At 72.7% G+C, this 23,296-nt stretch carries 24 protein-coding genes and 1 pseudogene; 10 read left to right on the plus strand and 15 right to left on the minus strand.

Annotated elements, in window-relative coordinates:
* The first annotated feature begins 41 nt into the window (after positions 1-41).
* Both ACIQ7D_RS33775 and ACIQ7D_RS33780 read left to right on the plus strand, forming a co-directional pair.
* Entirely contained in the window at positions 42-1,307 is a 1,266-nt protein-coding gene (locus tag ACIQ7D_RS33775) for a cytochrome P450 (RefSeq protein ID WP_403944367.1), read from the plus strand.
* A gap of 124 nt (positions 1,308-1,431) precedes the next feature.
* Positions 1,432-1,746: a hypothetical protein gene (locus tag ACIQ7D_RS33780; protein WP_403944370.1), complete on the plus strand. Its 315-nt coding sequence runs from the start codon at positions 1,432-1,434 to the stop codon at positions 1,744-1,746.
* Between the two features lie 6 nt (positions 1,747-1,752).
* On the opposite strand, the gene ACIQ7D_RS33785 is transcribed toward ACIQ7D_RS33780, so the two are convergent.
* From ACIQ7D_RS33785 to tsaB, 4 genes are read right to left on the minus strand one after another with little or no spacing between them, the layout of a single operon-like run.
* Entirely contained in the window at positions 1,753-2,031 is a 279-nt protein-coding gene (locus tag ACIQ7D_RS33785; RefSeq protein ID WP_403944372.1) for a hypothetical protein, read from the minus strand.
* Between the two features lie 7 nt (positions 2,032-2,038).
* Complete coding sequence (tsaD, locus tag ACIQ7D_RS33790) at positions 2,039-3,172, minus strand: tRNA (adenosine(37)-N6)-threonylcarbamoyltransferase complex transferase subunit TsaD (protein ID WP_403944375.1); 1,134 nt, start codon at positions 3,170-3,172, stop codon at positions 2,039-2,041.
* Between the two features lie 5 nt (positions 3,173-3,177).
* Positions 3,178-3,684, minus strand: a complete 507-nt coding sequence (gene rimI / locus ACIQ7D_RS33795; protein WP_403944420.1) for a ribosomal protein S18-alanine N-acetyltransferase — start codon at positions 3,682-3,684, stop codon at positions 3,178-3,180.
* A 38-nt stretch (positions 3,685-3,722) separates the two neighbouring features.
* Positions 3,723-4,376 (minus strand): tRNA (adenosine(37)-N6)-threonylcarbamoyltransferase complex dimerization subunit type 1 TsaB, encoded by a 654-nt coding sequence (gene tsaB / locus ACIQ7D_RS33800; RefSeq protein ID WP_403944378.1) that lies wholly within the window; start codon positions 4,374-4,376, stop codon positions 3,723-3,725.
* 103 nt (positions 4,377-4,479) lie between these two features.
* Between tsaB and ACIQ7D_RS33805 the strand changes: the two genes are divergently transcribed.
* On the plus strand, positions 4,480-5,040 hold the full coding sequence (locus ACIQ7D_RS33805) for a hypothetical protein (protein ID WP_403944379.1): 561 nt from the start codon (positions 4,480-4,482) through the stop codon (positions 5,038-5,040).
* A gap of 83 nt (positions 5,041-5,123) precedes the next feature.
* Here the strand turns inward: ACIQ7D_RS33805 and ACIQ7D_RS33810 are convergent, their stop codons facing one another.
* From ACIQ7D_RS33810 to glmS, 8 genes and pseudogenes are all read right to left on the minus strand, one after another.
* On the minus strand, positions 5,124-5,357 hold the full coding sequence (locus ACIQ7D_RS33810; RefSeq protein WP_403944381.1) for a hypothetical protein: 234 nt from the start codon (positions 5,355-5,357) through the stop codon (positions 5,124-5,126).
* A gap of 205 nt (positions 5,358-5,562) precedes the next feature.
* Positions 5,563-6,204 carry a tRNA (adenosine(37)-N6)-threonylcarbamoyltransferase complex ATPase subunit type 1 TsaE gene (gene tsaE, locus ACIQ7D_RS33815; RefSeq protein ID WP_403944382.1) on the minus strand — a complete coding sequence of 214 codons (642 nt, stop codon included), beginning with the start codon at positions 6,202-6,204 and terminating at the stop codon, positions 5,563-5,565.
* Entirely contained in the window at positions 6,176-7,390 is a 1,215-nt protein-coding gene (locus ACIQ7D_RS33820; protein WP_403944385.1) for an alpha/beta fold hydrolase, read from the minus strand. The genes tsaE and ACIQ7D_RS33820 overlap by 29 nt, the downstream gene beginning before the upstream one ends.
* Positions 7,387-8,595, minus strand: coding sequence for an alanine racemase (alr, locus tag ACIQ7D_RS33825; RefSeq protein ID WP_403944423.1), 1,209 nt, complete (start codon positions 8,593-8,595; stop codon positions 7,387-7,389). The genes ACIQ7D_RS33820 and alr overlap by 4 nt, the downstream gene beginning before the upstream one ends.
* A gap of 79 nt (positions 8,596-8,674) precedes the next feature.
* A pseudogene (locus tag ACIQ7D_RS33830) lies at positions 8,675-8,764 on the minus strand (Uma2 family endonuclease); the annotation flags it as partial.
* A gap of 80 nt (positions 8,765-8,844) precedes the next feature.
* Entirely contained in the window at positions 8,845-10,314 is a 1,470-nt protein-coding gene (locus ACIQ7D_RS33835; protein WP_403944387.1) for an NAD(P)H-hydrate dehydratase, read from the minus strand.
* A gap of 41 nt (positions 10,315-10,355) precedes the next feature.
* The gene (locus ACIQ7D_RS33840) at positions 10,356-10,724 is read right to left on the minus strand and encodes a holo-ACP synthase (RefSeq protein WP_403944389.1); all 369 of its coding nucleotides are present in this window, start codon (positions 10,722-10,724) and stop codon (positions 10,356-10,358) included.
* A gap of 53 nt (positions 10,725-10,777) precedes the next feature.
* On the minus strand, positions 10,778-12,625 hold the full coding sequence (gene glmS / locus ACIQ7D_RS33845; protein ID WP_403944391.1) for a glutamine--fructose-6-phosphate transaminase (isomerizing): 1,848 nt from the start codon (positions 12,623-12,625) through the stop codon (positions 10,778-10,780).
* 224 nt (positions 12,626-12,849) lie between these two features.
* Here glmS and coaA point away from each other — a divergent pair, with 224 nt between their 5' ends.
* Together coaA and ACIQ7D_RS33855 are read left to right on the plus strand one after the other, a co-directional pair.
* Positions 12,850-13,863 carry a type I pantothenate kinase gene (gene coaA / locus ACIQ7D_RS33850; RefSeq protein ID WP_403944393.1) on the plus strand — a complete coding sequence of 338 codons (1,014 nt, stop codon included), beginning with the start codon at positions 12,850-12,852 and terminating at the stop codon, positions 13,861-13,863.
* Positions 13,864-13,882: 19 nt separating this feature from the next.
* Positions 13,883-14,821: a DUF389 domain-containing protein gene (locus ACIQ7D_RS33855; protein ID WP_403944395.1), complete on the plus strand. Its 939-nt coding sequence runs from the start codon at positions 13,883-13,885 to the stop codon at positions 14,819-14,821.
* A gap of 59 nt (positions 14,822-14,880) precedes the next feature.
* On the opposite strand, the gene ACIQ7D_RS33860 is transcribed toward ACIQ7D_RS33855, so the two are convergent.
* Positions 14,881-15,864, minus strand: coding sequence for an alpha/beta hydrolase (locus ACIQ7D_RS33860; protein ID WP_403944397.1), 984 nt, complete (start codon positions 15,862-15,864; stop codon positions 14,881-14,883).
* A gap of 379 nt (positions 15,865-16,243) precedes the next feature.
* The gene (locus ACIQ7D_RS33865) at positions 16,244-17,473 is read right to left on the minus strand and encodes a glycosyltransferase (RefSeq protein ID WP_403944399.1); all 1,230 of its coding nucleotides are present in this window, start codon (positions 17,471-17,473) and stop codon (positions 16,244-16,246) included.
* Positions 17,474-17,848: 375 nt separating this feature from the next.
* Between ACIQ7D_RS33865 and ACIQ7D_RS33870 the strand changes: the two genes are divergently transcribed.
* The 4 genes from ACIQ7D_RS33870 (at position 17,849) to ACIQ7D_RS33885 (ending at position 21,227) form a co-directional block, all read left to right on the plus strand.
* Entirely contained in the window at positions 17,849-18,370 is a 522-nt protein-coding gene (locus ACIQ7D_RS33870; protein ID WP_403944400.1) for a hypothetical protein, read from the plus strand.
* Between the two features lie 108 nt (positions 18,371-18,478).
* Positions 18,479-19,321 (plus strand): DUF4097 family beta strand repeat-containing protein, encoded by an 843-nt coding sequence (locus tag ACIQ7D_RS33875; protein WP_403944402.1) that lies wholly within the window; start codon positions 18,479-18,481, stop codon positions 19,319-19,321.
* A gap of 134 nt (positions 19,322-19,455) precedes the next feature.
* Positions 19,456-20,439, plus strand: a complete 984-nt coding sequence (locus ACIQ7D_RS33880; RefSeq protein WP_403944425.1) for an ATP-binding cassette domain-containing protein — start codon at positions 19,456-19,458, stop codon at positions 20,437-20,439.
* The gene (locus ACIQ7D_RS33885) at positions 20,436-21,227 is read left to right on the plus strand and encodes an ABC transporter permease (RefSeq protein WP_403944405.1); all 792 of its coding nucleotides are present in this window, start codon (positions 20,436-20,438) and stop codon (positions 21,225-21,227) included. The genes ACIQ7D_RS33880 and ACIQ7D_RS33885 overlap by 4 nt, the downstream gene beginning before the upstream one ends.
* Before the next feature lie 68 nt (positions 21,228-21,295).
* On the opposite strand, the gene ACIQ7D_RS33890 is transcribed toward ACIQ7D_RS33885, so the two are convergent.
* Entirely contained in the window at positions 21,296-21,673 is a 378-nt protein-coding gene (locus ACIQ7D_RS33890) for a winged helix-turn-helix transcriptional regulator (protein ID WP_403944408.1), read from the minus strand.
* An 83-nt stretch (positions 21,674-21,756) separates the two neighbouring features.
* Here ACIQ7D_RS33890 and ACIQ7D_RS33895 point away from each other — a divergent pair, with 83 nt between their 5' ends.
* Complete coding sequence (locus ACIQ7D_RS33895) at positions 21,757-22,683, plus strand: NAD(P)-dependent oxidoreductase (protein WP_403944410.1); 927 nt, start codon at positions 21,757-21,759, stop codon at positions 22,681-22,683.
* Positions 22,684-23,296: the final 613 nt, after the last annotated feature.

Consider the following 23,296-nt stretch of genomic DNA (forward strand, 5'->3'; position numbering starts at 1 on the left):
GAGCTTTCCCCGCTCAAGGTTTTCGGACCCGGGAGCCCACCATGCCCACTGACCCGACCGCCACCACTGATGACGGCGTACGCGCCGAGGACGCCGGCGCCGAGGACCTCGCCCTGGGCGACTGGCCCGGCTTCACCGCCGACCCGTACCCCCGTTACGCGCGGCTGCGCGACACCGGCACCGTCCACCCCGTACGCCTTCCCCTCGGCGCGCCGCAGTGGCTCGTCACCGACGGCGCCACGTCGCGCGCCGCCCTCAACGACACCGCGCGGCTGCGCAACGACATCCGCCACTCCTCCTCCTGGAAGAGCGACGGCGGCCACGCCGTCGGCCGCAACATGCTCCAGGTCGACCCGCCCGACCACACCCGGCTGCGCCGCCTGGTGGCCCGGGAGTTCACCGCGCACCGGGTACGGGCGCTGCGCCCCCGCGTCCAGGAGATCGCCGACGGGCTGCTCGACGCCGTCGAGGGCGACGGCCGCGCCGATCTCGTCGACGCGTACGGCTTCCCGCTGCCGGTCACGGTCATCTGCGAGCTGCTGGGCGTCCCGGCCGCCGACCGGGAGCCGTTCCGTGCCTGGTCGGCGCAGGTCGTCGCCGCGACCGACCCGGAGGCCGGGCAGCGCGCCAACCAGGAGATGACCGCCTACTTCCTCGGCCTCATCGAGGAGAAACGCGCCCTCCCGGCCGGAGCCGCCGACAGCGATCTGCTGCACGCGGTGATCCACTCCACCGGCGAGGAGGGCACGGGGGCCGGGGACCACCTGGACACGGAGGAACTGCTCGGCATGGCCTTCGTGCTGCTGGTCGCCGGGCACGAGACCACGGCGCATCTGATCTCCAGCGCCGTCCACCACCTGCTGCGCCACCCCGACCAGCTCGCCGCGCTGCGCGCCGACTGGACGCTGCTGGACGGCGCGATCGAGGAGACGCTGCGGTACGAGCCTCCCGTGCAGGCCACTTCGTACCGTCACACCGCCGAGCCCGTCACCTTCGGCGACACCCGGGTCGCCGCGGGCGAGCCCGTCATGTTCTCGATCGCGGCGGCCAACCGGGACCCCGGGCGCTTCCCCGACCCCGACCGCTTCGACATCCACCGCGACCCGGCCGTCACCCGGGGCCACCTCGCCTTCGGCCACGGCATCCACCACTGCCTGGGCGCCCCGCTGGCCCGCCTGGAGGGCGCCATCGCCCTGCGCACCCTGCTGGAACGCTTCCCCGCCCTGACCCTGGACGACACGCCCCCGGCCCCCGACTGGCGCCCCGGCCTCCTCCGCGGCCTGAACCGGCTGCCGGTGCGCTGGTAGCGGAGCGGTACGGAGCCCGCCGGGATTCCCGTCCGGGGGAATCCCGGCGAAACTGCCCCGAGGAGAGCGCACCCGCTCCCTGGCCATCCCTGACTTCTACGTGCAGCAGCGCAGGCCGACCGAGATGGATGAGGCGTACCGCAGGGCGCACAAGGGCTGGTATCCGATCGAACTGCTCGCCTTGGCGGGCGAGGTGACCTCCAGCAACCACGAGACGGACTCGGGCCCGAAGTACCGCGGTTACGCCGCTGCCGGCATCCCCGTCCATGTCCTCATTCACCGCCAGGACGGCAAGGCGTACGCCTTCTCCGACCCGGTACCGGGCGACGGTCCGGCCACCGCGCACTACGCCACGAAGGTCGAGGTGGAGTTGGGGCGGCCGCTGCCGTTGCCCGCGCCCTATCCGCTCCTCGACACCTCCGTGCTCCTGGCGGACTGAGTCCGCTCAGCCCTCCGGGACGTCCGGGGCCTCCGTGCCCAGTGCCTCGAACCGCCAGCGGTGGACCGGGCGGGCGATCAGGTCCGGGGCCGGGTCGGGGAGTTCGGGACGGTCGCTGTCGTACGGGCCGTGCCACCAGGTGATGACGAGGACCCGGTCCCCCGGGGCCCGGAAGAGTTCGCGGCGCAGTGGCGCGTACGGGAGTTCGTACGCGCCGGCCCAGGCCAGCAGCTCTCCGCCCCGGCCGGGTGCGGCCTTGGCCTCCCACATCAGTGCGACCGTCATGTCTGCCTCATGAGTACAGGTTGTCCTTCGCCAGCTCGTGGAGGTGGTCGTGGTCGTGGCCCTGCGCGTGGCTCTGCGCATGGTCGTGGTCGTGCGCGGTGCTCGGTACGTGCGGCTCCGTCACCGGCAGCGACGAGTCCGCCGACAGCGCCCAGTCCGACGCCGGCCGCCCCCGGGCCACCATCTCCGCGCCCAGCGCCGCCACCATCGCCCCATTGTCCGTGCACAGCCCCGGACGCGGCACCCTCAGCCGGATGCCCGCGCGCTCGCACCGCTCCTGCGCGAGCGCGCGCAGCCGGGAGTTGGCCGCGACGCCGCCGCCGACCATCAGGTGGTCGACGCCCTCGTCCTTGCAGGCGCGGACGGCCTTGCGGGTCAGTACGTCGACCACCGCCTCCTGGAAGGAGGCCGCCACGTCCCGTACGGGCACCTCCTCGCCCGCCGCACGCTTGGCCTCGATCCAGCGCGCCACGGACGTCTTCAGCCCGGAGAAGGAGAAGTCGTACGGGGCGTCACGCGGCCCGGTCAGCCCGCGCGGGAACGCTATGGCGGCCGGGTCGCCCTCCCGCGCCAGCCGGTCGATCACCGGGCCGCCGGGGAAGCCGAGGTGCAGCACGCGGGCGATCTTGTCGAACGCCTCGCCCGCCGCGTCGTCGATCGTCGCGCCCATCGGCCGTACGTCGCTGGTGATGTCCGGCGCGAGCAGCAGCGACGAGTGGCCGCCGCTGACCAGCAGCGCCATCGTCGGCTCCGGCAGCGGGCCGTGTTCGAGCTGGTCGACGCAGATGTGCGAGGCGAGGTGGTTGACGCCGTAGAGCGGCTTGCCGAGGGCGTACGCGTACGCCTTCGCCGCCGACACCCCCACCAGCAGCGCCCCGGCGAGCCCGGGGCCGGCCGTGACGGAGATCCCGTCGAGGTCGCGGGCGGTGATCCCGGCCTCCTTCAGCGCGCGCTCGATCGTCGGAACCATCGCCTCCAGATGCGCCCGGGAGGCGACCTCGGGCACCACGCCGCCGAAGCGCGCGTGCTCGTCGACGCTCGACGCGACGGCGTCGGCGAGCAGCGTCGTACCGCGCACGATGCCGACACCGGTCTCGTCGCAGGAGGTCTCGATGCCGAGGACGAGCGGTTCGTCAGCCATGGTTCTCAGTTCCTTGCCGTCTCTGTTCCGTCCAACGTCTCTGTTCCGTCCGCGTCCTGGGCGCGGAAGCGCATCACGAGCGCGTCGACATTGCCCGGCTGGTAGTAGCCGCGCCGGAAGCCGATGGGCTCGAAGCCGAACCGCTCGTACAGCTTCTGCGCCCGCGCGTTGTCGACCCGTACCTCCAGCAGTACCTCCTCGCACTCGAAGGCGGTGGCGTGCTGGAGGAGGTCGGTGAGGAGGCGGGAACCGAGGCCGGTGCCCCACTGGTCGCGGGCGGTGGCGATGGTCTGTACGTCGCCGAGGCCACCGGCGGCGGCCAGTCCGGCGTACCCGACGATCTTCCCCTCGCCCCGCTCCCCCGCGGCCGTCCCGGCGACCACATAGCGCCGTGTCGCCCCCGGGCCGCGCGCGTGCGCCAGCTCCGACCAGAACATCCCCGGTGACCAGGCGTCCTCGGGGAACAGATCGCGTTCGAGCGCGAGCACCGGTTCGATGTCCCACCAGCGCATCTCGCGCAGGACGACGGCGTCGGAATCCAGGGAGGCGGTCACTTCGGGGTGACCACCTTGTAGTTCTTGGGCACCTGCGCGTCCGGCCGCCGCAGATAGAGCGGCAGGGGCGCCAGGAACTCCCCGCCCGCGGCGAGTCTCCCGGCGGCCAGCGCGGCCAGCGCCTCCGCCGACTGGTGCTCGGGGGCCCGCGCGTCCGGGAAGACGTCCGGGTAGAGCAGTGCCCCCGCGCCCACCACGGGCACGCCCGCCACCCGCTCGGCGAGGTCGGCGGGCCGGTCCACCGCGGGCTCGGTCAGCCGCGTACGGGCGTCCGCGTACCGCGCCCAGTAGACCTCCTTGCGGCGCGCGTCCGTGGCCACCACGAACGGCTCCGTCAGGCCGGACGCGTACGCCAGCCCGTCCAGGGTGCAGAGCCCGCGTACCGGGACGCCGAGCGCCGAGCCGAAGGTCACGGCCGTCACCAGCCCGACCCGCAGCCCGGTGTACGGTCCGGGCCCGACCCCGACGATCACCTCCGTCACATCGTCGAGTTTCCGGCCGGCCCGGGCGAGGACCCGGTCGACGGCGGGCAGCAGCAGCTCCCCGTGGCGGCGGGCGTCGGTCCGGCGCTCGGCGGCCAGGACGGAGGAACCGTCGTGGAGGGCGACGGTGACGGCGGGCGTGGCGGTATCAACGGCGAGCAGAAGCACGCAAACAGCCTACGGCTCCCGGCGCCGGGGCACGGCGCCCCGCCCCGTCATCCCGCTGCTGCTAACGTCACCACGGAGTCATACGTACGAGAGGTGGATCAAGGTGTCCAGGAGCAGCTCGGGAATCGTGGCCGGGCTCACCGCAGCGGCTGTCGCCGTGGTCGGTTTCCTCGCCTTCCAGGCATCGGCCAACGCCCCCGACACCCTCGGGAAGCCCACAAAGGCCGCCCCCAGCTCCTTGCCCGCCACCTCCGGCTCTCCCGCGCAGAAGCCGAAGGACCCGATGGCCGTACCGGCCGCCTCGGGCACGGGGGAGCGGGTCGTCTACGCGCTGGCCGACCGGCGGGTGTGGCTGGTGGACGAGAAGGGCCGGTCGACGCGGACGTTCGCGGTCATGCCGAGCACGGTCAGCCCGCCCCCCGGCTCGTACACGGTGACCTCGCGGTCCGGCTCCGTGACCGGCTCGGACGGCGTTCGGATCGAGCACGTGGTGCGCTTCACGACCGTCGACAACGTGGCGATCGGGTTCAGCGCGGCGGTCGACGGCACGCTCACCAGCCCCGACCCGACGCTGAAGACGGGCGGGGTCAGGATGAAGGTGGCGGACGGGAACGCGATGTGGACGTTCGCGACGGTCGGCTCGAAGGTGGAAGTCGTCCCGTAGAGGCCCGGCAGGCCGACAGGTCGGCAGGCCGGTAGGCGGACAGGTCGGCAGGCCGGTCGTCCCGTGGACCCGTCGTTCGTCTGTTACGCGGCGTCGCGCTCCCGCGCGGCGCCGCGCTCCTGTTCGCCGTTCTTCCTCAGCAGCTCCAGCCCCGCTTCCCGCCCCGCGTCCGGCTCGGGCGCGCTCGGCGGCGTGGAGACGGCCCGCGCCGCGGCGCACGACGCCAGCAGGTCTTTCATGGGGACGGACGACGGTGACAGCGACCGCGTCAGGTACGACGAGGGCTGCGGACGGATGTCACGCTCGGGCGCCGGCATGGGTGCCTCCTGGGGCTCCGGGGGCAGGCATGGTTAGGTAGACCTAACCAAGTCTCCCCACCATGTGACCACGCACGGCACGGCACGCGCAACATTTTGCCGACGTCTTGTCGGAATGTACGGAACGACTGACCGAATCACCCCCGGCCCACGGGTTCCGCGAGGTCGCAGACGGAGTCGGATACGACGTCGGATACGAGGCCGGTCACGCGGTCGGTGCGGCCAGCGAGGCCAGATCCGCGTCCGCCCACCGGGCACCGATCCCGGTCAGCGTGACCGTGCGCCGGTCGTCGTCCTCGGCCGCCGGTACGGGCCCGGCCCCGCCCACGACCCGGTCGATGACCACGTGCAGCCGGTCGTCCGACAGCTCCTCGACCTTGCCGTCGCCCCACTCCACGACCACCACGGAGTCCGGCAGCGAGACATCGAGGTCCAGGTCCTCCATCTCGTCGAGACCGCCGCCGAGGCGGTACGCGTCGACATGGACCAGCGCGGGCCCCCCGGTCAGGGAGGGGTGGACACGGGCGATCACAAAGGTCGGGGAGGTGACGGCCCCCCGCACCCCCAGGCCCTCGCCCAGGCCGCGCGTCAGGGTCGTCTTGCCGGCGCCCAGCTCGCCGGTGAGCATCACCAGATCGCCGGGGCGGAGCAGCGCGGCGAGGCGCAGGCCCAGCTCCGTCATCCGTTCGGGCGAACCGATGGTGACGGTGAGGGTGACGGAGCCCTCCGGGGAGCCGGGGGAACCGGGGGAACCGGAAGGGACAGGAGCGACGGGAGTGACTGCGGCGGCTGGGGCGGCTGGGGTCGCGGCGACGCCGTCAGGTGCCGGGCTGTGCGGTGCTTCCATGCGTCCCCACGTTAGACGGTGCGGGCACCGCCCCGACCCGTACCAGCAGGTCGGCCAGCCGGTCCGTGACGGCTTCCGGGTGCTCCAGTATCACCAGGTGGCCCCCGTCGGGGACGATCACCAGTTCCGCGTCGGGCAGCAGATCACCGATGGCCTCGCTGTGCGAGCTGGGTGTCACGAGGTCGTTCTCGCCCGCCAGCACCAGCGCCGGGATGTCCAGGAAGGCGGGCAGCGCCTTCGCCTTGTCGTGCTCGGTGAAGGCCGGGTAGAACTCGGCGACGACATCGATCGGGGTGGACTCCAGGAGCCGTTCCGCGAACCGCGCGACGGCCGGGTCCACGTCCTTCGAGCTGAACGAGTACCGCTTGATCACCCCGGCGGAGATCTCCGCGGTGGCCCGCCGCCCGCGCTCGACCAGTTCGGCCTGCGAGCCCAGCATCCGCAGTACACCGGGGAGCACGCTGCGTACGGCGTTGACGCCCAGGGTCGGCAGTCCGTAGGTGACCTCGGCGAGCTTCCCGCTCGACGTGCCGACGAACGCGACGCCCACGACCCGGTCGCGTATCAGCTCCGGGAACTGGTCGGCCAGTGCCATCACCGTCATGCCGCCCATGGAGTGCCCGACGAGCACCAGCGGCCCGTCGGGCGCGGCGGCGTCGATGACGGCCTTCAGGTCGCGGCCGAGCTGGTCGATCGTGACCGGTACGGCGTCGGGTCCGCGCTGGGCGGCGCCCCGGGCGGAGCGGCCGTGGCTGCGCTGGTCCCAGTAGACGGTACGGACGAGGCCGCGCAGCGCGGCGCGCTGGAAGTGCCAGACGTCCTGGTTGAGGCAGAAGCCATGGCTGAAAACAACTGTGACGGGCGCGGGTTCCTTACGGCCGAAGAGCCGCCGCCTGCGCGGTCCGGCCGGCCCGGCGATCCCCTCCGCCCCGGCCGTCTCCCCCGGGGTGACCTCGTCGGCCTCGTAGTACAGCTCCGTACCGTCGTCCGCGCGGGCCCTGCCCGGGGTGCCGCGCAGGGCGCCGTACGGTCCCGCCGCGTCCAGCGCGAGCCGCGCCTTCCTGCGGATGCCGCGTCCGACGGTCATCCTCTCGATCGCCACACCGGCGGCGGCCCCGGCGGCGATCACGCCTATGGCGGCGCCCGCGATCCCCGTCGCCCTGCGCCAGTTGCCGCTCTCGTTCACGGTGCGCTCCCCGTCGTCGGCCCCGGCGGCTCGGTGGTGAGACCGCCCGGCTCAGCATGCCCGCTCTCGTCGCGGTGGACGCGGGGGACGCGGGAACCGATGCGGGTGACGATCTCGTACGCGATCGTCCCGGCGGCCCGCGCCCAGTCCTCCGCGGTCGGCTCGCCCCGGTCGCCGGGGCCGAAGAGGACGGCCGTCGCGCCCGGCTCGGGCGTGTCGCCGCCGAGGTCGACGACGAACTGGTCCATCGCCACCCGCCCGGCCACCCGCCGCCGCACCCCGCCGATCTGGACGGGGCCGCGCCCGGAGGCGTGCCGGGGGATGCCGTCCGCGTAACCGAGCGGGATCAGGCCGAGCGTGGTCTCCTCCGGCGTGACGTAGTGGTGGCCGTAGCTGACGCCGTGTCCCCGCGGCACCTGCTTGACCAGCGCCACGGACGCGGAGAGCGTCATGACGGGGCGCAGGCCGAACTCCTCGGAGGTGCCCAGCTCCGGGCTGGGCGAGATGCCGTACAGGGCGATGCCCGTCCGGACGAGGTCGAAGTGCGACTCGGGGACGGTGAGCGCGGCGGCCGAGTTGGCGATGTGCCGTACCTCGGGTTCGGCGCCCGCCTTCTCGGCGTAGGCCACGACCTCGTGGAAGACCTCCAGCTGGGCCGCGATGGAGGGGTGTCCCGGCTCGTCGGCGCAGGCGAAGTGCGACCAGAGTCCGGTGACACGGACCTCGCCCGCGGCCTGCGCGGCGAGCGCGGCACCGACGAGTTCCGGCCAGTCGGCGGGCTGGCAGCCGTTGCGGCCGAGCCCGGTGTCGGCCTTGAGCTGGATCCGCGCGGGCCGCCCGGCCGCGCGCGCGGCGGCGGTCACCTCGCGCAGCGCCCACAGCCCGCTGACGGACATGTCGAGATCGGCCTCGATCCCCTCCCGCCAGGGGTCGCCGGGCGTCCACAGCCAGCACATCACCCGTCCGCCGATCCCGGCGGCCCGCAGCGCGAGCGCCTCGTGCGGCGTGGCGACCCCGAGCCAGGTGGCCCCGGCGGCACGGGCGGCACGGGCGACGGGCAGCATGCCGTGTCCGTACGCGTCGGACTTCACGACGGCCATCAGCGCGACGCCGTCCCCCACCCGGGAGCGCAACGCGCGCACATTGCCCCGCAGGGCGGCGAGATCGACTTCGGCCCGTGCCCGCACGGTCTCCGAGGTCTGCATGGTTCCGGTCATCGGGCCCAGTCTCTCAGCTCACCGCCCGGACCGTGTGATCACGGTGACGGCGACGCCCACGAAGCCTTCCCGCGCACTGTTCCTCGGACCAGGAGTCGTACTGCTCCGCCGTGATCTGCTCGTGCGTCCACGCGGGGGCGACCGGCTCGCCGGTCATGAAGCGGCTCCCTGACATCGCGCGGCGGGCGGGTTCCCGCAGGGTTCAGCGTACTGTGCGGGCTTTCCGCGCCCACGTCGTCAGCCCGCCTCCCCCACCACGTTGCGCCACGCCTCCCCCACGCCCGCCGCCACGTCGTCCGCCGCCACCGGTGCGCCGTGCGCCGCCAGGCGGGCCGCCAGGCCGTGCAGGTAGGCCGCCGCCGAGGCCGCGTCGCGGGCCGGGAGGCCCGTGGCGAGGAGGGAGCCCGCGAGGCCCGAGAGGACATCGCCGCTGCCGGCCGTGGCGAGCCAGGCGGTGCCCGTGGGGTTGACGCGGACCGGGGTTCGCGGGTCCGGGGCGGCGACCAGGGTCGTCGAGCCCTTCAGCAGGACGGTCGCGCCGTACCGGGCGGCCAGTTCCCGTACCGCCGCCAGCCGGCCCGCCTCCACCTCGGCGCGGGGGACGGAGAGCAGCGCCGCCGCCTCGCCCGCGTGCGGGGTGAGCAGGGTGTCGGCGGTACGGCGCCGTGCCGCCTCCGCGGTGACATGGCGCAGGCCGTCCGCGTCGACCAGGACCGGGACGTCCGAGGCCAGGACCTCGGCCACCGCCGAGCGCGCCCACGAGCCCTCGCCGAGCCCGGGGCCCACCACCCACGCCTGGACGCGGCCCGCCTCCGCCGGCGGGCCCTCGTGCACCAGCGTCTCCGGGAAGCGGGCGAGGACCGCCTCGCTGCCGGGGCCCACGTACCGTACGGCCCCCGCGCCCCCGCGCAGCGCGCCGGAGACCGCGAGGACCGCCGCGCCCGGGTAGCGCGCCGAGCCCGCGACGACGCCGATGACGCCGCGCCGGTACTTGTCGCTCTCCGCCGTCGGTACGGGCAGCAGCCGCGCCACATCGGCGTGTTGCAGCGCCTCCAGGTCCGGGACGGACGGCAGGTGGGGGCCGAGCCCGATGTCCACGAGCCGCAGCGCGCCCGCGAGCGCGCGCGCCGGGTCGATGAGCAGGCCCGGCTTGTACGCGCCGAAGGTGACCGTCGCGTCCGCGCGCACCGCCCGGTCGGCCGCCTCGACCTCCCCGCTGTCCGCCTCGACACCGCTCGGCAGATCGACGGCGACGATCACCGCGCCCGCGCCCTTGGCCGCCCGTACCACCGGCACCGCGTCGGGCCGCAGCCCGCCGTGGCCGCCGATACCGGTGATGCCGTCCAGCACCAGATCGGCGGCGGCCAGCGCGTCGTACGGGTCGTCCGCGACCCGGCCGCCCGCGCCCAGCAGCGCGTTCAGCCCGCCCCCGTGCGCGCGGTCGGGCGCCAGGAGCACCGCCGTGACGCCGGCGCCCCTGCGGGCCAGCCGCGCGCCGGCGTACAGGGCGTCGCCGCCGTTGTCGCCGCTGCCGACGAGCAGGACGACGCGCGCCCCGTACACCCGGCCGAGCAGATCTTTCAGCAGCCCGGCGCAGGCGGCGGCGAGACCGGCGGCGGCGCGCCGCATCAGCGTGCCCTCCGGCAGCCGCGCCATCAGCTCGCGCTCGGCGTTCCTCACGGTCTCCACGCTGTACGCGGTACGCATCAGCCCTGCCCTCTCTCGACCCCCGCTCGCCTGCCTGCCCGTCAACCCTCCGCGATCACCACGGCGGACGCCACCCCCGCATCGTGGCTGAGCGAGACGTGCCAGCTCCGTACGCCCAGTTCGGCGGCGCGCGCGGCCACCGTCCCCGTCACCCGCAGCCGTGGCCGCCCGGTCTCCTCCACGTACACCTCGGCGTCCGTCCAGTGCAGCCCGCCGGGCGCGCCGAGCGCCTTGGCCAGGGCCTCCTTCGCGGCGAACCGCGCCGCCAAGGAGGCCGTACCGCGCCGCTCGCCGCTGGGGAGCAGCAACTCGCTCGCCAGGAAGAGCCGGTCGGCCAGATGCGGGGTGCGCCGCAGCGACTCCCCGAACCGGTCGATCTCCGCGACGTCGATCCCCACCCCGATGATCACTCCACTGTCTCCCTCACCCGCGTACGTACGCCACAACATACGTACGCGACCGCTCACTCCACCGTGACCGACTTCGCCAGGTTCCTCGGCTGGTCCACCTCGTTGCCCCGCGCCGTCGCCAGCTCGCACGCGAACACCTGCAACGGCACGGTCGCGACCAGTGGCTGAAGCAGCGTAGGCGTCGCCGGGATGCGGATGAGGTGGTCCGCGTACGGCACCACCGCCTCGTCCCCCTCCTCCGCGATCACGATCGTGCGCGCGCCCCGCGCCCGGATCTCCTGGATGTTCGAGACGATCTTGCCGTGCAGCACCGAGCGCCCGCGCGGCGACGGTACGACGACCACCACCGGCAGGTCCGGCTCGACCAGCGCGATCGGGCCGTGCTTCAGCTCGCCCGCCGCGAACCCCTCCGCGTGCATGTACGCGAGTTCCTTGAGCTTGAGCGCGCCCTCCAGGGCCACCGGATATCCCACGTGCCGGCCCAGGAACAGCACCGTCCGCTTCTCCTTGAGGGTGCGCGCGAGGGCCCGTACGGGCTCCATCGTGGCCAGGACGCGCTCCACCTCGCCCGCGATCCGCCCCAGGTCGCGGACGACATCCCTGATCTCGTCGCCCCACTTCGTGCCGCGCCGCTGGCCGAGGTAGAGCGCGACCAGGTAGCAGGCGACGAGCTGGGTCAGGAACGCCTTGGTCGACGCGACGGCGACCTCCGGGCCCGCGTGCGTGTAGAGGACCGCGTCGGACTCCCGGGGGATGGTCGAGCCGTTCGTGTTGCAGATGGCCAGTACCTTCGCGCCCTGCTCACGGGCGTGCCGCAGCGCCATCAGGGTGTCCATGGTCTCGCCGGACTGCGAGATCGCGACGACGAGCGTGCGCCGGTCCAGGATCGGGTCACGGTAGCGGAACTCGCTGGCCAGCTCGACCTCGCAGGGCAGCCGCGTCCAGTGCTCGATGGCGTACTTGGCGATCAGCCCGGCGTGGAAGGCCGTACCGCACGCCACGATGACGACCTTGTCCGCCTCGCGGAGCACGGCCGCCGGGATGCGCACCTCGTCGAGGGTGAGCACGCCCTCGGTGTCGATCCGGCCCAGGAGCGTGTCGGCGACGGCCTTCGGCTGCTCGGCGATCTCCTTGAGCATGAAGGAGGCGTAGCCGTCCTTCTCGGCGGCGGAGGCGTCCCAGTCCACGTGGTACGAGCGGACCTCGGCCGGGGCGCCGTCGAAGTCCGTGACGGTCACGCCGTCGCGGCGCGCCTCGACCACCTGGTCCTGGCCCAGCTCGATCGCGGAGCGCGTGTGGGCGATGAACGCGGCGACGTCGGAGGCGAGGAACGACTCGCCCTCCCCGACGCCGACGACCAGCGGCGAGTTGCGGCGGGCTCCGACGACGACGTCCGGCGCGTCCGCGTGGACGGCGACGAGCGTGAAGGCGCCTTCCAGCCGGCGGCAGACCTGGCGCATCGCCTCGGCGAGGTCGCCGCAGGAGGAGAACGCCTCGGCGAGGAGGTGCGGGACGACCTCGGTGTCGGTGTCGGAGCCGAGGTCGTGGCCGCGTTCGGCCAGTTCTGCGCGGAGCGCGGCGAAGTTCTCGATGATCCCGTTGTGGACGACGGCGACGCGGCCCGCGTTGTCGAGGTGGGGGTGGGCGTTGGTGTCGGTGGGGCCGCCGTGCGTGGCCCAGCGGGTGTGGCCGATCCCGGTGGCGCCGTTCGGCAGCGGGCGCTCCACCAGGGTCTTCTCCAGGTTGAGCAGCTTGCCCGCCTTCTTGGCGGCGGCGAGCCCGCCGTCGGCGAGGACGGCGACCCCGGCGGAGTCGTACCCCCGGTACTCCAGGCGCTTGAGACCCGCGATGACCACATCGAGCGCCGACTGCCCGCCGACGTAACCCACGATTCCGCACATACCGTTCCCTTCGCTGACGATTCTGGTTGTTCCTGTCTGTTCCTGACCTTATGGATCTCGTCGGACGGCATCGTCGCAGACCGCGCACCGGCGGACGGGGACCTCGGGCCTCTCGTTCGGGTCCTGCCGGAAGGTCCCGCCGGGGCGGCGTGCGCGCACGCCACGTGACCGACCCCACCTCCGGTGGCCTCCCAGGACCACCGGTCGCGCCGGACAATGGCCGGGTGATCACCTCGCCGCCGTCGCCACCGTCGCCGTCCCGGAGCCCCGCCCGCAGGACCGACCACGGGCCGACCCCCTACGTGGACCTCACCCGGGCCGAGTGGAGCGCCCTGCGCGACAAGACACCGCTGCCGCTGACCGCCGAGGAGGTCGAGCGGCTGCGCGGGCTCGGGGACGTCATCGACCTGGACGAGGTACGCGACGTCTACCTCCCGCTCTCCCGGCTGCTCAACCTGTACGTCCAGTCCACCGCCGGGCTGCGCGGCGCCCTCAACACCTTCCTCGGGGAGGCGGGCAACGGGCACGGCGCGCAGCGCGGCACCCCGTTCGTCATAGGGGTCGCCGGGAGCGTGGCCGTGGGCAAGTCGACGGTGGCCCGGCTCCTCCAGGCGCTGCTGGCCCGCTGGCCTGAGCACCCGCGGGTCGAACTCGTCACCACCGACGGCTTCCTGTACCCGATGAAGGAGCTTGAGGCCCGGGGGCTGATGTCGCGCAAGGGGTTCCCCGAGTCGTTCGACCGGCGGGCCCTGACCCGGTTCGTCGCGGACATCAAGGCGGGCAAGGACGAGGTCACCGCGCCCGTCTACTCGCACCTCATCTACGACATCGTGCCCGGCGAACTGCTCACCGTACGGCGTCCCGACATCCTCATCGTGGAGGGACTGAACGTCCTCCAGCCCGCGCTGCCCGGCAAGGACGGCCGGACGCGGGTCGCGCTCGCCGACTACTTCGACTTCAGCGTGTACGTCGACGCGCGTCCCGAGGACATCGAGAGCTGGTACCTGAACCGGTTCCGCAAGCTTCGTGAGACCGCCTTCCAGGATCCGTCGTCGTACTTCAGGAAGTACACCCAGGTCTCCGAGGAGGAGGCCCTGAAGTACGCCCGTACGACGTGGCGGACCATCAACAAGCCCAATCTGCTGGAAAATGTGGCGCCCACCCGGGGCCGCGCCACACTGGTCCTGCGCAAGGGCCAGGACCATACGGTGCAGCGGCTCTCCCTGCGCAAACTCTGACATCCGAGGAGCGGCCGACGTGCTGCATCTGCGTCTGCTCGTACCGGCCGACCGTACGGACGAGGTGGTACGCGCCGTCGAGTCCACCGTGGGCACCACGCACCTCGCCGTCGTCCCCGGCGCCGCCCGCGACCCGCACGGCGACCTGGTCCTGTGCGACGTGGCGCGCGAGGCGGGCGACGAGCTGATCGGCGCGCTGCGCGCCCTCGGGATCGACGAGTCGGGGGCGATCTCCGTGGAGGACGTCCACCTGTCGCTCTCGAAACGCGCGGACGCGGCGGAGGAGGCGGCGCCCGGCGAGGGCGCCGACGCCGTGCTGTGGGAGCACCTGGAGGACGTGACACACGAGGAGTCCACCCTCTCCGTCACCTATCTGGCGTTCCTGTCCCTCGCGACGATGATCGCGGCCTGCGGTGTGGTGCTGGACAACGCGATCCTGATCGTCGGCGCGATGGCGGTGGGCCCGGAATTCGGCCCGCTGGCGGGCATCTGTACGGCGCTGGTGCAGCGCGCCCCGCGGCTGGCCTGGCGTTCACTGGTCGCGGTGCTCGTCGGGTTCGCGGTGGCGATGGCGCTGACGACGGTGTTCGGGCTGATGATGGACGGCTTCGGGCTCTTCACCGAGTCGATGCTGGAGTCGAAGCGCCCGAACACCTCGTTCATCTGGAACCCGGACCTCTTCTCGCTGGTGGTCGCGGCGCTCGCGGGCGCGGCGGGCATGCTCTCGCTGACCTCGGCGAAGTCGGGCGCTCTGGTCGGGGTCGCCATCTCCGTGACGACGGTCCCGGCGGCGGCCAACGCGGCGGTCGCCCTCGGCTACGGCGACTTCGGCCAGGTCTGGGGCTCCTCCCGCCAGTTGCTGCTGAACCTGGCGGGCATCGTCGCCGCCGGGACGCTCACCCTGCTCGTACAGAAGGCGTTCTGGGCGGCGACGAAGCCACGGGCCGGCAGCGGCTGAAGCGGAGCACGGCTCAGCGCACGGCTCGGAGCACGGCGCTGCTCAGGGCGCTGCTCTGCTCAGAGCGTGGCGAGGACGCGCCGCATCCAGCGCAGCCGGGCCTCCTTCACGTCACGGGTGATTCTGGTCTTCGGCGCGTCGCCGTGGAAACCGTGGAAACCGCCCGGCCAGACATGGAGTTCGGCGCGGCCCCCCGCCATCCAGATACGGGACGCGTAGTCGACGTTCTCGGAGCGGAACGTCTCGGCGGACCCCACCTCGATGTACAGGGGCGGCAGCCCCGACAGATCGGTGGCACGGGCCGGCGCGGCGTACGGGGAGACGCCGGGCTTCCCCATCCGGTCACCGAGCAGCGCGCTCCACCCGGTGTGGTTGGAGGCCCGGTCCCAGGTGCCGACCCCGGCCATCTGGTGGCTGGACGGGGAGTTGTTGCGGTCGTCGAGCATCGGCGCCATCAGGAACTGCCCGGCCGGCTCCGGGCCGCCCCGGTCCCGCGCCATCAGCGCGAGCGCCGCGGCGAGCCCGCCGCCCGCGCTGCTGCCGACCACGAAGATCCGGTCACGGTCGATCCCCAGCTCCCGCGCGTGCCGGGCGGTCCACACCAGCCCGGCGTAGCAGTCCTCCACGGGCGCGGGGTGCGGATGCTCGGGGGCGAGCCGGTACTCGACGGAGACCACGACGAGGCCGCCCAGCTCATGCGCCAGGTCGAGCCGGTCGAGGATCCCGAGCCGGTTGTCACCGCTGACCATGCCACCGCCGTGCACGCAGTAGAGGGCGGGCAGCCGGGCGGAGGAGGGGCGCGGCGCCCCGGCGGGCCGGCAGATCAGCAGCGAGACGGCGGGCGCCCCGGCCGGCCCCGGCACCTCGCGCTCCTCGAAGGTGAAGGTGCCCTGGCGGCGTATCTCCTCGTCGGTGGGGCGCTGCTGGGCCATGATCTCGCGGGCGAGGAGGATCAGTTCGGGCGTGAGGACGGTGGTGCTCTCGGGGTTCAGTTCGAGTACGACGGCCAGTTCGGGGTCGAAGGGGGGCGGGGTGACGGACATCGGCTCTCCCGTTGATCGGATGTCCCGGCGCCGGCGCGCCGGTGTCAGGTGCGGCCCCTCGCGCACACCTCTGCGGGCGGGCAACGGGCCGCTGCGGTCAGAACTCGTACGCGTCGCTCCCGACGCACCGTAACCACCGCCCCCACACCCCCGCACCCACGGCGATCCGGCCATCGCTCCGGCCGGAATCCATGGGCCGGGCCCGGACGGGCCCCGCCGGCCCCGGGGCTTCGCCCGGTCACTCGCCCGCCACCGCACCGGCCCGCTGATGGGCGCGGGGCTCCCCTACTGGGTGCCCGACGGCGCGACGGTACGGCACACCCTGGAGGAGTACGTACGCGACCTGGAGCGGCGCCGCGGAGCGGGGCCGCCGCGCGGTTCACGCGGGCCCCGGCGGGCCTCCCCGGGCCGCCGTGTCGAACAGCAGCTTCGCGGCCACCTCGGCCCCGTCGGTACGGATCGTGCCCGCCACGGCCCGCGCCCGGTCGCGGGTCCCGGGCGCCAGGGCCGTGGTGAGCGCGGCGGACAGGGACGCGGCGGTCGGTGTCGGCCCGTCGTGCGCGGCGCCGATGCCCAGCGCGGCCACCCGGCCCGCCCAGTACGGCTGGTCCACCATCTGCGGGACCACCACCTGGGGCGCGCCGGCCCGGGCGGCCGTCGCCGTCGTCCCCGCGCCGCCGTGGTGCACGACGGCGGCCACCCGGCCGAACAGCGCCTGCTGGTTGACCTCCCCGACGACCAGACAGTCGTCCCGGTCGTCGAGCACGGCCAGGTCCGCCCAGCCACGCGAGACCACCGCGCGGCGGCCCCGCGCGCGGATCGCCTCGACGGCCGCCCTGGCGATGCCCTCCGGAGCGCGCATACTGCCGAAGCCCACGTACACGGGCGGCGAGCCGGCCTCCAGGAACGCCATCAGCCGCGCCGGCAGCGGCCGTTCGTCCGGCAGGATCCACGCGCCGGTCTGTACGACGTCGAGGTCCGCCGGCTCCCGCCAGGGACCCAGGACCGGGTCCGTCGCCAGCCACGGCTCGTCGGTGAAGACATGGTCGCGGACGTTGTCCACCGGAGGCAGGTCCAGCGACGCCCGGCGGGTGTTGAGCGCGTGGCCGAACAGCTCGGTGATGCCCTGGGCGTCCAGGTCCCACAGCGTCCGGTTGCCGGCGCCCTCCGGCGGGGGCGGCCAGCCCTGCCGCGGGGCCGGCGGGTGGTGCGGCGACGGCAGGGAGACCGGGTGGTAGCTCGCGTACACGTAGCGGATGCCCAGCCTCTCGGCCACGGACCGCGCGGCGACCTGCGCCAGCCCGGCCGCGACCAGGACGTGGCACCCCTCGGCCGCCGCGGCGACCGTGTCGAACTGCTCGGCGACCATCGCGATACGGAGCCGGGTCAGTTCCGCCGCCGACGGCGGCGTCGCTCCGTGCATGAACGAGCGCACCGGCTGCCCGAGCGGCACCAGCTCCACCCCGACCCCGGCCAGCAGCTCCGCGAACTCCTCGTCCGGCGGCGCGCACACCCGCGCCTGTGCCCCGAGCGCCCGCAACCGCACGGCGAGCCCGGCCAGCGGTTCGACATCCCCGCGCGACCCATACGCAGACAACAGCACTCGCACGTGGCGACTCCCCATTTCGCGGCCTCCGGTCCCGGTCGGCGATTCTGCGGCATGCCCCGGCTCTTGCCGCAAGCCCCCGGGTGCGCGGTACAGGTCGCGCCCCGGTGCGGTGGCAGCGCGGGGTCGGGTTGTCCCGCATCCCGGGGACTCGCGTCACATCTGGCATCACGTGGTGCCAGGTGGCGCCAGACGGCACCACCTGGCACCACTCGGCGCCATCCGGCGCCGCCTCACACCCCCGAGCGCGCATGGCGCCACCTCACCCCAAACCACCTACTGCACGTTTCCGCAGGTGAAGAGGCATCCCACCCCTTCACCCCGGTGCGACACCACTCACACTTGCGCATAGCGCCATAGTGATGCCATGATGACGTCATGGACCTCACCCCGTATGTCGACTCCCTCCGCCGCGAACTCGCGGTGGCCGCCGAAGCCGGTGGCGGCGAAGCCCGCGAGCTGGCCGAGCGGCTCACCGCTCCGCTGGAGTCGGCGACCCGGCTGACCATGCTCAACGTGCTGTCCGCCGCGATGGACGAGATCACCCGCGACCTCGCCCCCGGCTCGGTCTACGTACGGCTGCGCGGGCTCGACCCCGACTTCGTGGTGACACCGCCACCCACCGACGGCGGCGGCGCCCCGGCGGAACCGGCCGCGCCCGTCGAACCCCTCAGGGCCCCGGCCCCGGCCGACGGCGACGAGGGCGGCACCGCCCGCGTCAACCTGCGTCTGCCGGCCCACCTCAAGGCCCGCGCCGAGGAGGCCGCGAGCCGCGAGGGCCTGTCGGTCAACGCGTGGCTGGTGCGCGCCGTGTCGGCCGCGGTCGACGGCGGCCCCCGGCCGCGTACGCCGGAGAAGACCCGCACGATCGGACAGAGCTTCACGGGCTGGGTGCGCTAGACGTTCTCAGCACCGCCGCCCCACCCACACCACTTCACTCACACCACTTCAGCCACACCACGTCCCACCAGCGGGGACGCCCCAAAGACCCAAGAGGACGGGACAGCCATGCCTTCTTTCGACACTCCCGCACCGATCTCGGTCGCCGCCCGCGTGGAGGCCGGCTCCATCCAGTTCACCGCGGGCGACCGCGTCGACACCGTCGTCGAGGTGCGGCCCCGCGACCCGAAGCGGGACCAGGACGTACGGTCGGCCGACCAGACCGAGGTGACGTACGTGAACGGCGTACTGACCGTCAGGACGCCCAAGCCCAATCTGCTCGGCCGCACCGGCACCGTCGACGTGACCGTCGAACTGCCCGCGGGATCAGGCGTCGACACGACCGGCGCCTGGACCCAGGTGCTCGGCGAGGGCCGGCTCGGCGACGTCCGCGTGAAGACCTCGTCCGGCGACGTCCGCCTCGACACCACCGGCTCGCTGACGCTGACCGCGGCGCACGGCTCGATCACCGTGGACCGGGTCGAGGGCCCGGCCGAGATCAGCACCAGCTCCGGCAGCCTGCGCGTCGGACTTGTCGACGGCCCCGCCGTCCTGAAGAACTCGCACGGCACCACGACCGTCGGCGCCGCCACCGGCGAGCTGCGGGTGAGCGGCGCCAACGGTGACATCGAGATCCGGCGCGCCGAGAACTCCGTCACCGCCACCACCGCCCACGGGACCCTGCGCGTGGATGAAGTGGCGCGCGGCACTGTCCAGTTGGAAACGTCCTACGGCGCCATCGAGGTCGGCGTCCGTGAAGGCACGGCCGCCTGGCTGGACGTCAGCTCGGGCTCGGGCCAGGTGCGTAACGCGCTCACCGCGTCCGAGTCCCCGGAGGACGCCGAGGACACCGTCAAGATCCGCGCGCGTACCCGGCACGGCAACATCGACGTCCGCCGCGCGCGAGCCTGAGCACCGCCCGGCACCCACACACCCGCGCCACCGCTCCCTCGCTCACATCCGTACGTACGCACACACCCCACGCACCCCGCGCGCACCCCGTCACCTCAGCCTTCGAAGGAGAGGGCCCCATGCCTTCATCTGTCATGCCCACGTCCATACAGGCCGGCGAACAGCCGTCCCCGGCCGCCGTCTCCGCCGTCGGGCTGCGCAAGTCGTACGGCGACAAGACCGTCCTCGACGGCATCGATCTGCACATCCCGGCCGGGTCCGTCTTCGCGCTGCTCGGCCCGAACGGCGCCGGCAAGACCACCGCCGTGAAGATCCTCTCCACCCTCATCGGCGCCGACGGCGGGCAGGCCCAGGTCGCGGGCCACGACCTGGCCACGTCACCGGACGGCGTACGGGCCGCGATCGGTGTCACCGGGCAGTTCTCCGCCGTCGACGGGCTGATCACCGGCGAGGAGAACATGCTCCTCATGGCCGACCTGCACCACCTCCCGCGGAGCGAGGGCCGCCGCATCACGGCCGAACTGCTGGAGCGTTTCGACCTGGTGGAGGCCGCGAAGAAGCCCGCGTCCACCTACTCCGGCGGCATGAAGCGCCGCCTCGACATCGCCATGACGCTGGTCGGCGACCCGCGGATCATCTTCCTCGACGAGCCCACCACCGGCCTCGACCCGCGCAGCCGCCACAACATGTGGCAGATCATCCGCGAACTCGTCTCCGGCGGCGTCACCGTCTTCCTCACCACCCAGTACCTGGACGAGGCCGACGAACTCGCCGACCGCATCGCCGTACTGCACGACGGCACGATCGCCGCCCAGGGCAGCGCCGACGAACTGAAGCGCCTCATCCCCGGCGGCCACGTACGACTCCGCTTCTCCGACCCCTCCGTCTACCGCTCCGCCGCCTCCGCCCTGCGCGAGGCCACCCGCGACGACGAGGCCCTGTCCCTCCAGATCCCCAGCGACGGCAGCCAGCACGCACTGCGCGCCATCCTCGACCGGCTCGACTCCACCGGCGTCCACGCGGACGAACTGACCGTGCACACCCCCGACCTCGACGACGTCTTCTTCGCCCTCACCGGTCCCACCACCCCCGACCAGCCCAAGGAGACAGTCCGATGAGCGCCCTCTCCCTCGCCGTCCGCGACTCCCACACCATGCTGCGCCGCAACCTGCTGCACGCCCGGCGCTACCCCTCCCTCACCCTGAACCTGCTCCTCACGCCGGTCATGCTGCTCCTGCTCTTCGTCTACATCTTCGGCGACGTGATGAGCGCGGGCATCGGGGCCGGCGGGGCGGGCCGGTCCGCGTACCTCGCGTATCTCGTCCCGGGCATCCTGATGCTGACCATCGGCAGCAGCACGATCGGCAGCGCGGTGTCCGTCTCCATGGACATGACCGAGGGCATCATCGCCCGCTTCCGTACGATGGCGATCCACCGCGGGTCGGTACTCATCGGGCATGTCATCGGCAGCGTGCTGCAGTGCGTGATGAGCGTGGTCCTCGTCGGGGCCGTCGCCGTGGCCATCGGGTTCCGGGCCACCGGCGCCACCGCCCTGGAGTGGATCCTGGCGGTCGGTCTGCTGGCGCTCGTCTCCCTGGCGCTCACCTGGATCGCGGTCGGGATGGGCCTGTCCAGCCCGAACGTCGAGGCGGCCAGCAACAACGCCATGCCGCTGATGATCCTGCCGCTCCTGTCCAGCGCCTTCGTGCCGGTCGACGCGATGCCGGGCTGGTTCCGGCCGATCGCCGAGTACCAGCCCTTCACCCCGGCCATCGAGACCCTGCGCGGCCTGCTCCTCGGCACCGAGATCGGCCACAACGGATGGCTCGCGGTCGCCTGGTGCCTGGTCCTCTCCGCGCTCGGCTACTTCTGGTCCACGTCGCTCTTCAACCGCGACCCGAAGTAACCGACGCAGCCGAAGCACCCACAAGGAGAACCCGGCAGCGGCTCGCCCCACCCCCGTGGGACGGGCCGCTACCCGTGCGAGACCCCGGCCCCGGTGACGTCGACCACCGGGGCGCCTTCACGCCGTATCCGCTCGATCCCCCAGAGGCCGAGCGGCCGGAGCGCCTCGTTGAGCGTGCGCCCGTACTCGGTCAGGGAGTACTCCACGCGTGGCGGCACCTGTGCGTAGACCTTCCGGTGGACGAGACCGTCCTCCTCCATCTCGCGCAGGTGCTGGGTCAGCATCTTCTCGCTCACTCCCGGCAGCCCGCGCCGGAGTTCGGCGAAGCGGCGTACGCCATGGGCGTCGAGTTCCCAGAGGATCAGCCCCTTCCACTTGCCGCTCACCACGTCGAGCCCGGCGTCGATGCCGCAGATGTACGGCCCGCGTCGTGGCGCCTTGGCCATCGCCGATCCCCTTACTGAAAGGTAAGTACCGCAGAAAATAGTGGGTACTTCCGAGATTAACGGTGCCCTCCGAGCATGGAGGGGTGAACGAACAACGCGAACGACACGAACTGAAGAACCACGACGCGGTGCGGAACAGCCCCGTCACCGTGCTCGGGCTCGGCCCGATGGGCCAGGCCATGACCCGCACCCTCCTCACCGCCGGTCACCCGGTCACCGTCTGGAACCGCACCGCCGGCCGGGCCGACGCCCTCGTCGCCGCAGGAGCGACACGCGCGGCGACCCCCGGCGACGCGGTCGAGGCGAGCGACCTCGTGATTCTCAGCCTCACCGACTACCTGGCGATGTACGACATCCTCGGCAGCGCCACCGCCTCACTCGCCGGCCGCACGCTGGTCAACCTCAGCTCGGACACCCCCGACCGCACCCGCGAGGCGGCCACCTGGGCAGCGGGTCACGGGGCGCGCTTCCTCACCGGCGGCGTCATGGTCCCGGCGCCGATGGTCGGCACGGCGGCGGCCCACATCTACTACAGCGGCCCGGACGCGGTGCTGGAGCACCACCGGGCGGCGCTGGCACCGCTCGGCACACCGAAGTACCTGGGCGAGGATCCTGGCCTCGCCCAGACGATGTACCAAGCCCAGCTCACCGTGTTCCTCTCCACCCTGTCCGCGCTGATGCACGCCACCGCGATGCTGGGCACGGCCGGAATGAAGGCCAGGGACGCCCTGCCGGAACTGCTCTCCTCCGCCGACGCGACCGGCGCCATCCTCAGGGCCGGCGAGGAGACCCCCGGCGCCGCGCTGGACGCCGGAGAGCACCCGGGCGAGCTCAGCACGGTCACGATGATGGGCGCGACGTCCGACCACATCGTCGACACCAGCACCTCACTCGGCCTCGACCTCGCGCTCCCCCTGGCCGTGCAGGCCCACTACCGGCACGCGATCGAGAACGGCCACGGCGGCGACAACTGGACCCGCATCATCGACAGCATCCGCAAACCAGGCTGACCGCACGGACCGGTCAGAGACCGCTTGGATCCTGTGATCTTCTTGCCGGCGTCGATTCTCCTTGACTGGCAACGGTTGCCTAGGCCTTGACGCTCCGCGCGTCCACGACGGCCACGGTCGGCTCGGCCCTGCGGCCGTGAGCCTGTCTGGTGTTGGCGCCTTACGGGTCGTGGATCCGCTCGGTGGTGACGCCGGCTTCCCACTTCTGGTGAGAGTCGTGCTCCATAGACAGGCGGCCCCCGCTCAAGACGGCTGGCCTCGACGAGAGGAGCTGGCTTGAGGGCGAAGCCGCAGAGCGGCGCGGAGAATTCACCATTCCAGTTACCGGAAAAATCCCACCGCGCACCATTACAGAGGATTCGAGGGTTCAGCGAAATGCGGAATATACCACTCCGAAAGCGACTTGAGGCACCTTGCCGTCAACGATCACGGTAACTAAACAGCCAATAATCGACCGAAAAAATACTCAGCGTTGATTAAAAATTGACCACCCCTAATACGATCTTGACTGTCGGAATTAAGAGGTCGCGCGGATAGGTGGGGTGGAGGAAGGAGCGGGGCGAGGGGCAAGTCTGGCAAGGCGGAGGAGGGAGGCGACGCGGAGGGGGTACCT

This window comes from Streptomyces sp. NPDC096310 (assembly GCF_044763125.1).
Lineage (GTDB): Bacteria > Actinomycetota > Actinomycetes > Streptomycetales > Streptomycetaceae > Streptomyces.

Bases quoted from the DNA above. Each gene is read 5' to 3' on its own strand.
- ACIQ7D_RS33890 (WP_403944408.1), bottom strand. From the start codon at position 21,673: ATGGCCAAGGCGCCACGACGCGGGCCGTACATCTGCGGCATCGACGCC.
- rimI (WP_403944420.1), bottom strand. From the start codon at position 3,684: ATGCGCTGGTGGGACATCGAACCGGTGCTCGCGCTCGAACGCGATCTG.
- ACIQ7D_RS33880 (WP_403944425.1), top strand. From the start codon at position 19,456: ATGCCCACGTCCATACAGGCCGGCGAACAGCCGTCCCCGGCCGCCGTC.
- alr (WP_403944423.1), bottom strand. From the start codon at position 8,595: ATGCAGACCTCGGAGACCGTGCGGGCACGGGCCGAAGTCGATCTCGCC.
- ACIQ7D_RS33860 (WP_403944397.1), bottom strand. From the start codon at position 15,864: ATGTCCGTCACCCCGCCCCCCTTCGACCCCGAACTGGCCGTCGTACTC.
- ACIQ7D_RS33775 (WP_403944367.1), top strand. From the start codon at position 42: ATGCCCACTGACCCGACCGCCACCACTGATGACGGCGTACGCGCCGAG.
- ACIQ7D_RS33875 (WP_403944402.1), top strand. From the start codon at position 18,479: ATGCCTTCTTTCGACACTCCCGCACCGATCTCGGTCGCCGCCCGCGTG.
- ACIQ7D_RS33835 (WP_403944387.1), bottom strand. From the start codon at position 10,314: ATGCGTACCGCGTACAGCGTGGAGACCGTGAGGAACGCCGAGCGCGAG.
- ACIQ7D_RS33885 (WP_403944405.1), top strand. From the start codon at position 20,436: ATGAGCGCCCTCTCCCTCGCCGTCCGCGACTCCCACACCATGCTGCGC.
- ACIQ7D_RS33780 (WP_403944370.1), top strand. From the start codon at position 1,432: ATGGATGAGGCGTACCGCAGGGCGCACAAGGGCTGGTATCCGATCGAA.
- glmS (WP_403944391.1), bottom strand. From the start codon at position 12,625: ATGTGCGGAATCGTGGGTTACGTCGGCGGGCAGTCGGCGCTCGATGTG.
- tsaD (WP_403944375.1), bottom strand. From the start codon at position 3,172: ATGGCTGACGAACCGCTCGTCCTCGGCATCGAGACCTCCTGCGACGAG.
- ACIQ7D_RS33810 (WP_403944381.1), bottom strand. From the start codon at position 5,357: ATGCCGGCGCCCGAGCGTGACATCCGTCCGCAGCCCTCGTCGTACCTG.
- tsaE (WP_403944382.1), bottom strand. From the start codon at position 6,204: ATGGAAGCACCGCACAGCCCGGCACCTGACGGCGTCGCCGCGACCCCA.
- ACIQ7D_RS33870 (WP_403944400.1), top strand. From the start codon at position 17,849: ATGGACCTCACCCCGTATGTCGACTCCCTCCGCCGCGAACTCGCGGTG.
- ACIQ7D_RS33785 (WP_403944372.1), bottom strand. From the start codon at position 2,031: ATGACGGTCGCACTGATGTGGGAGGCCAAGGCCGCACCCGGCCGGGGC.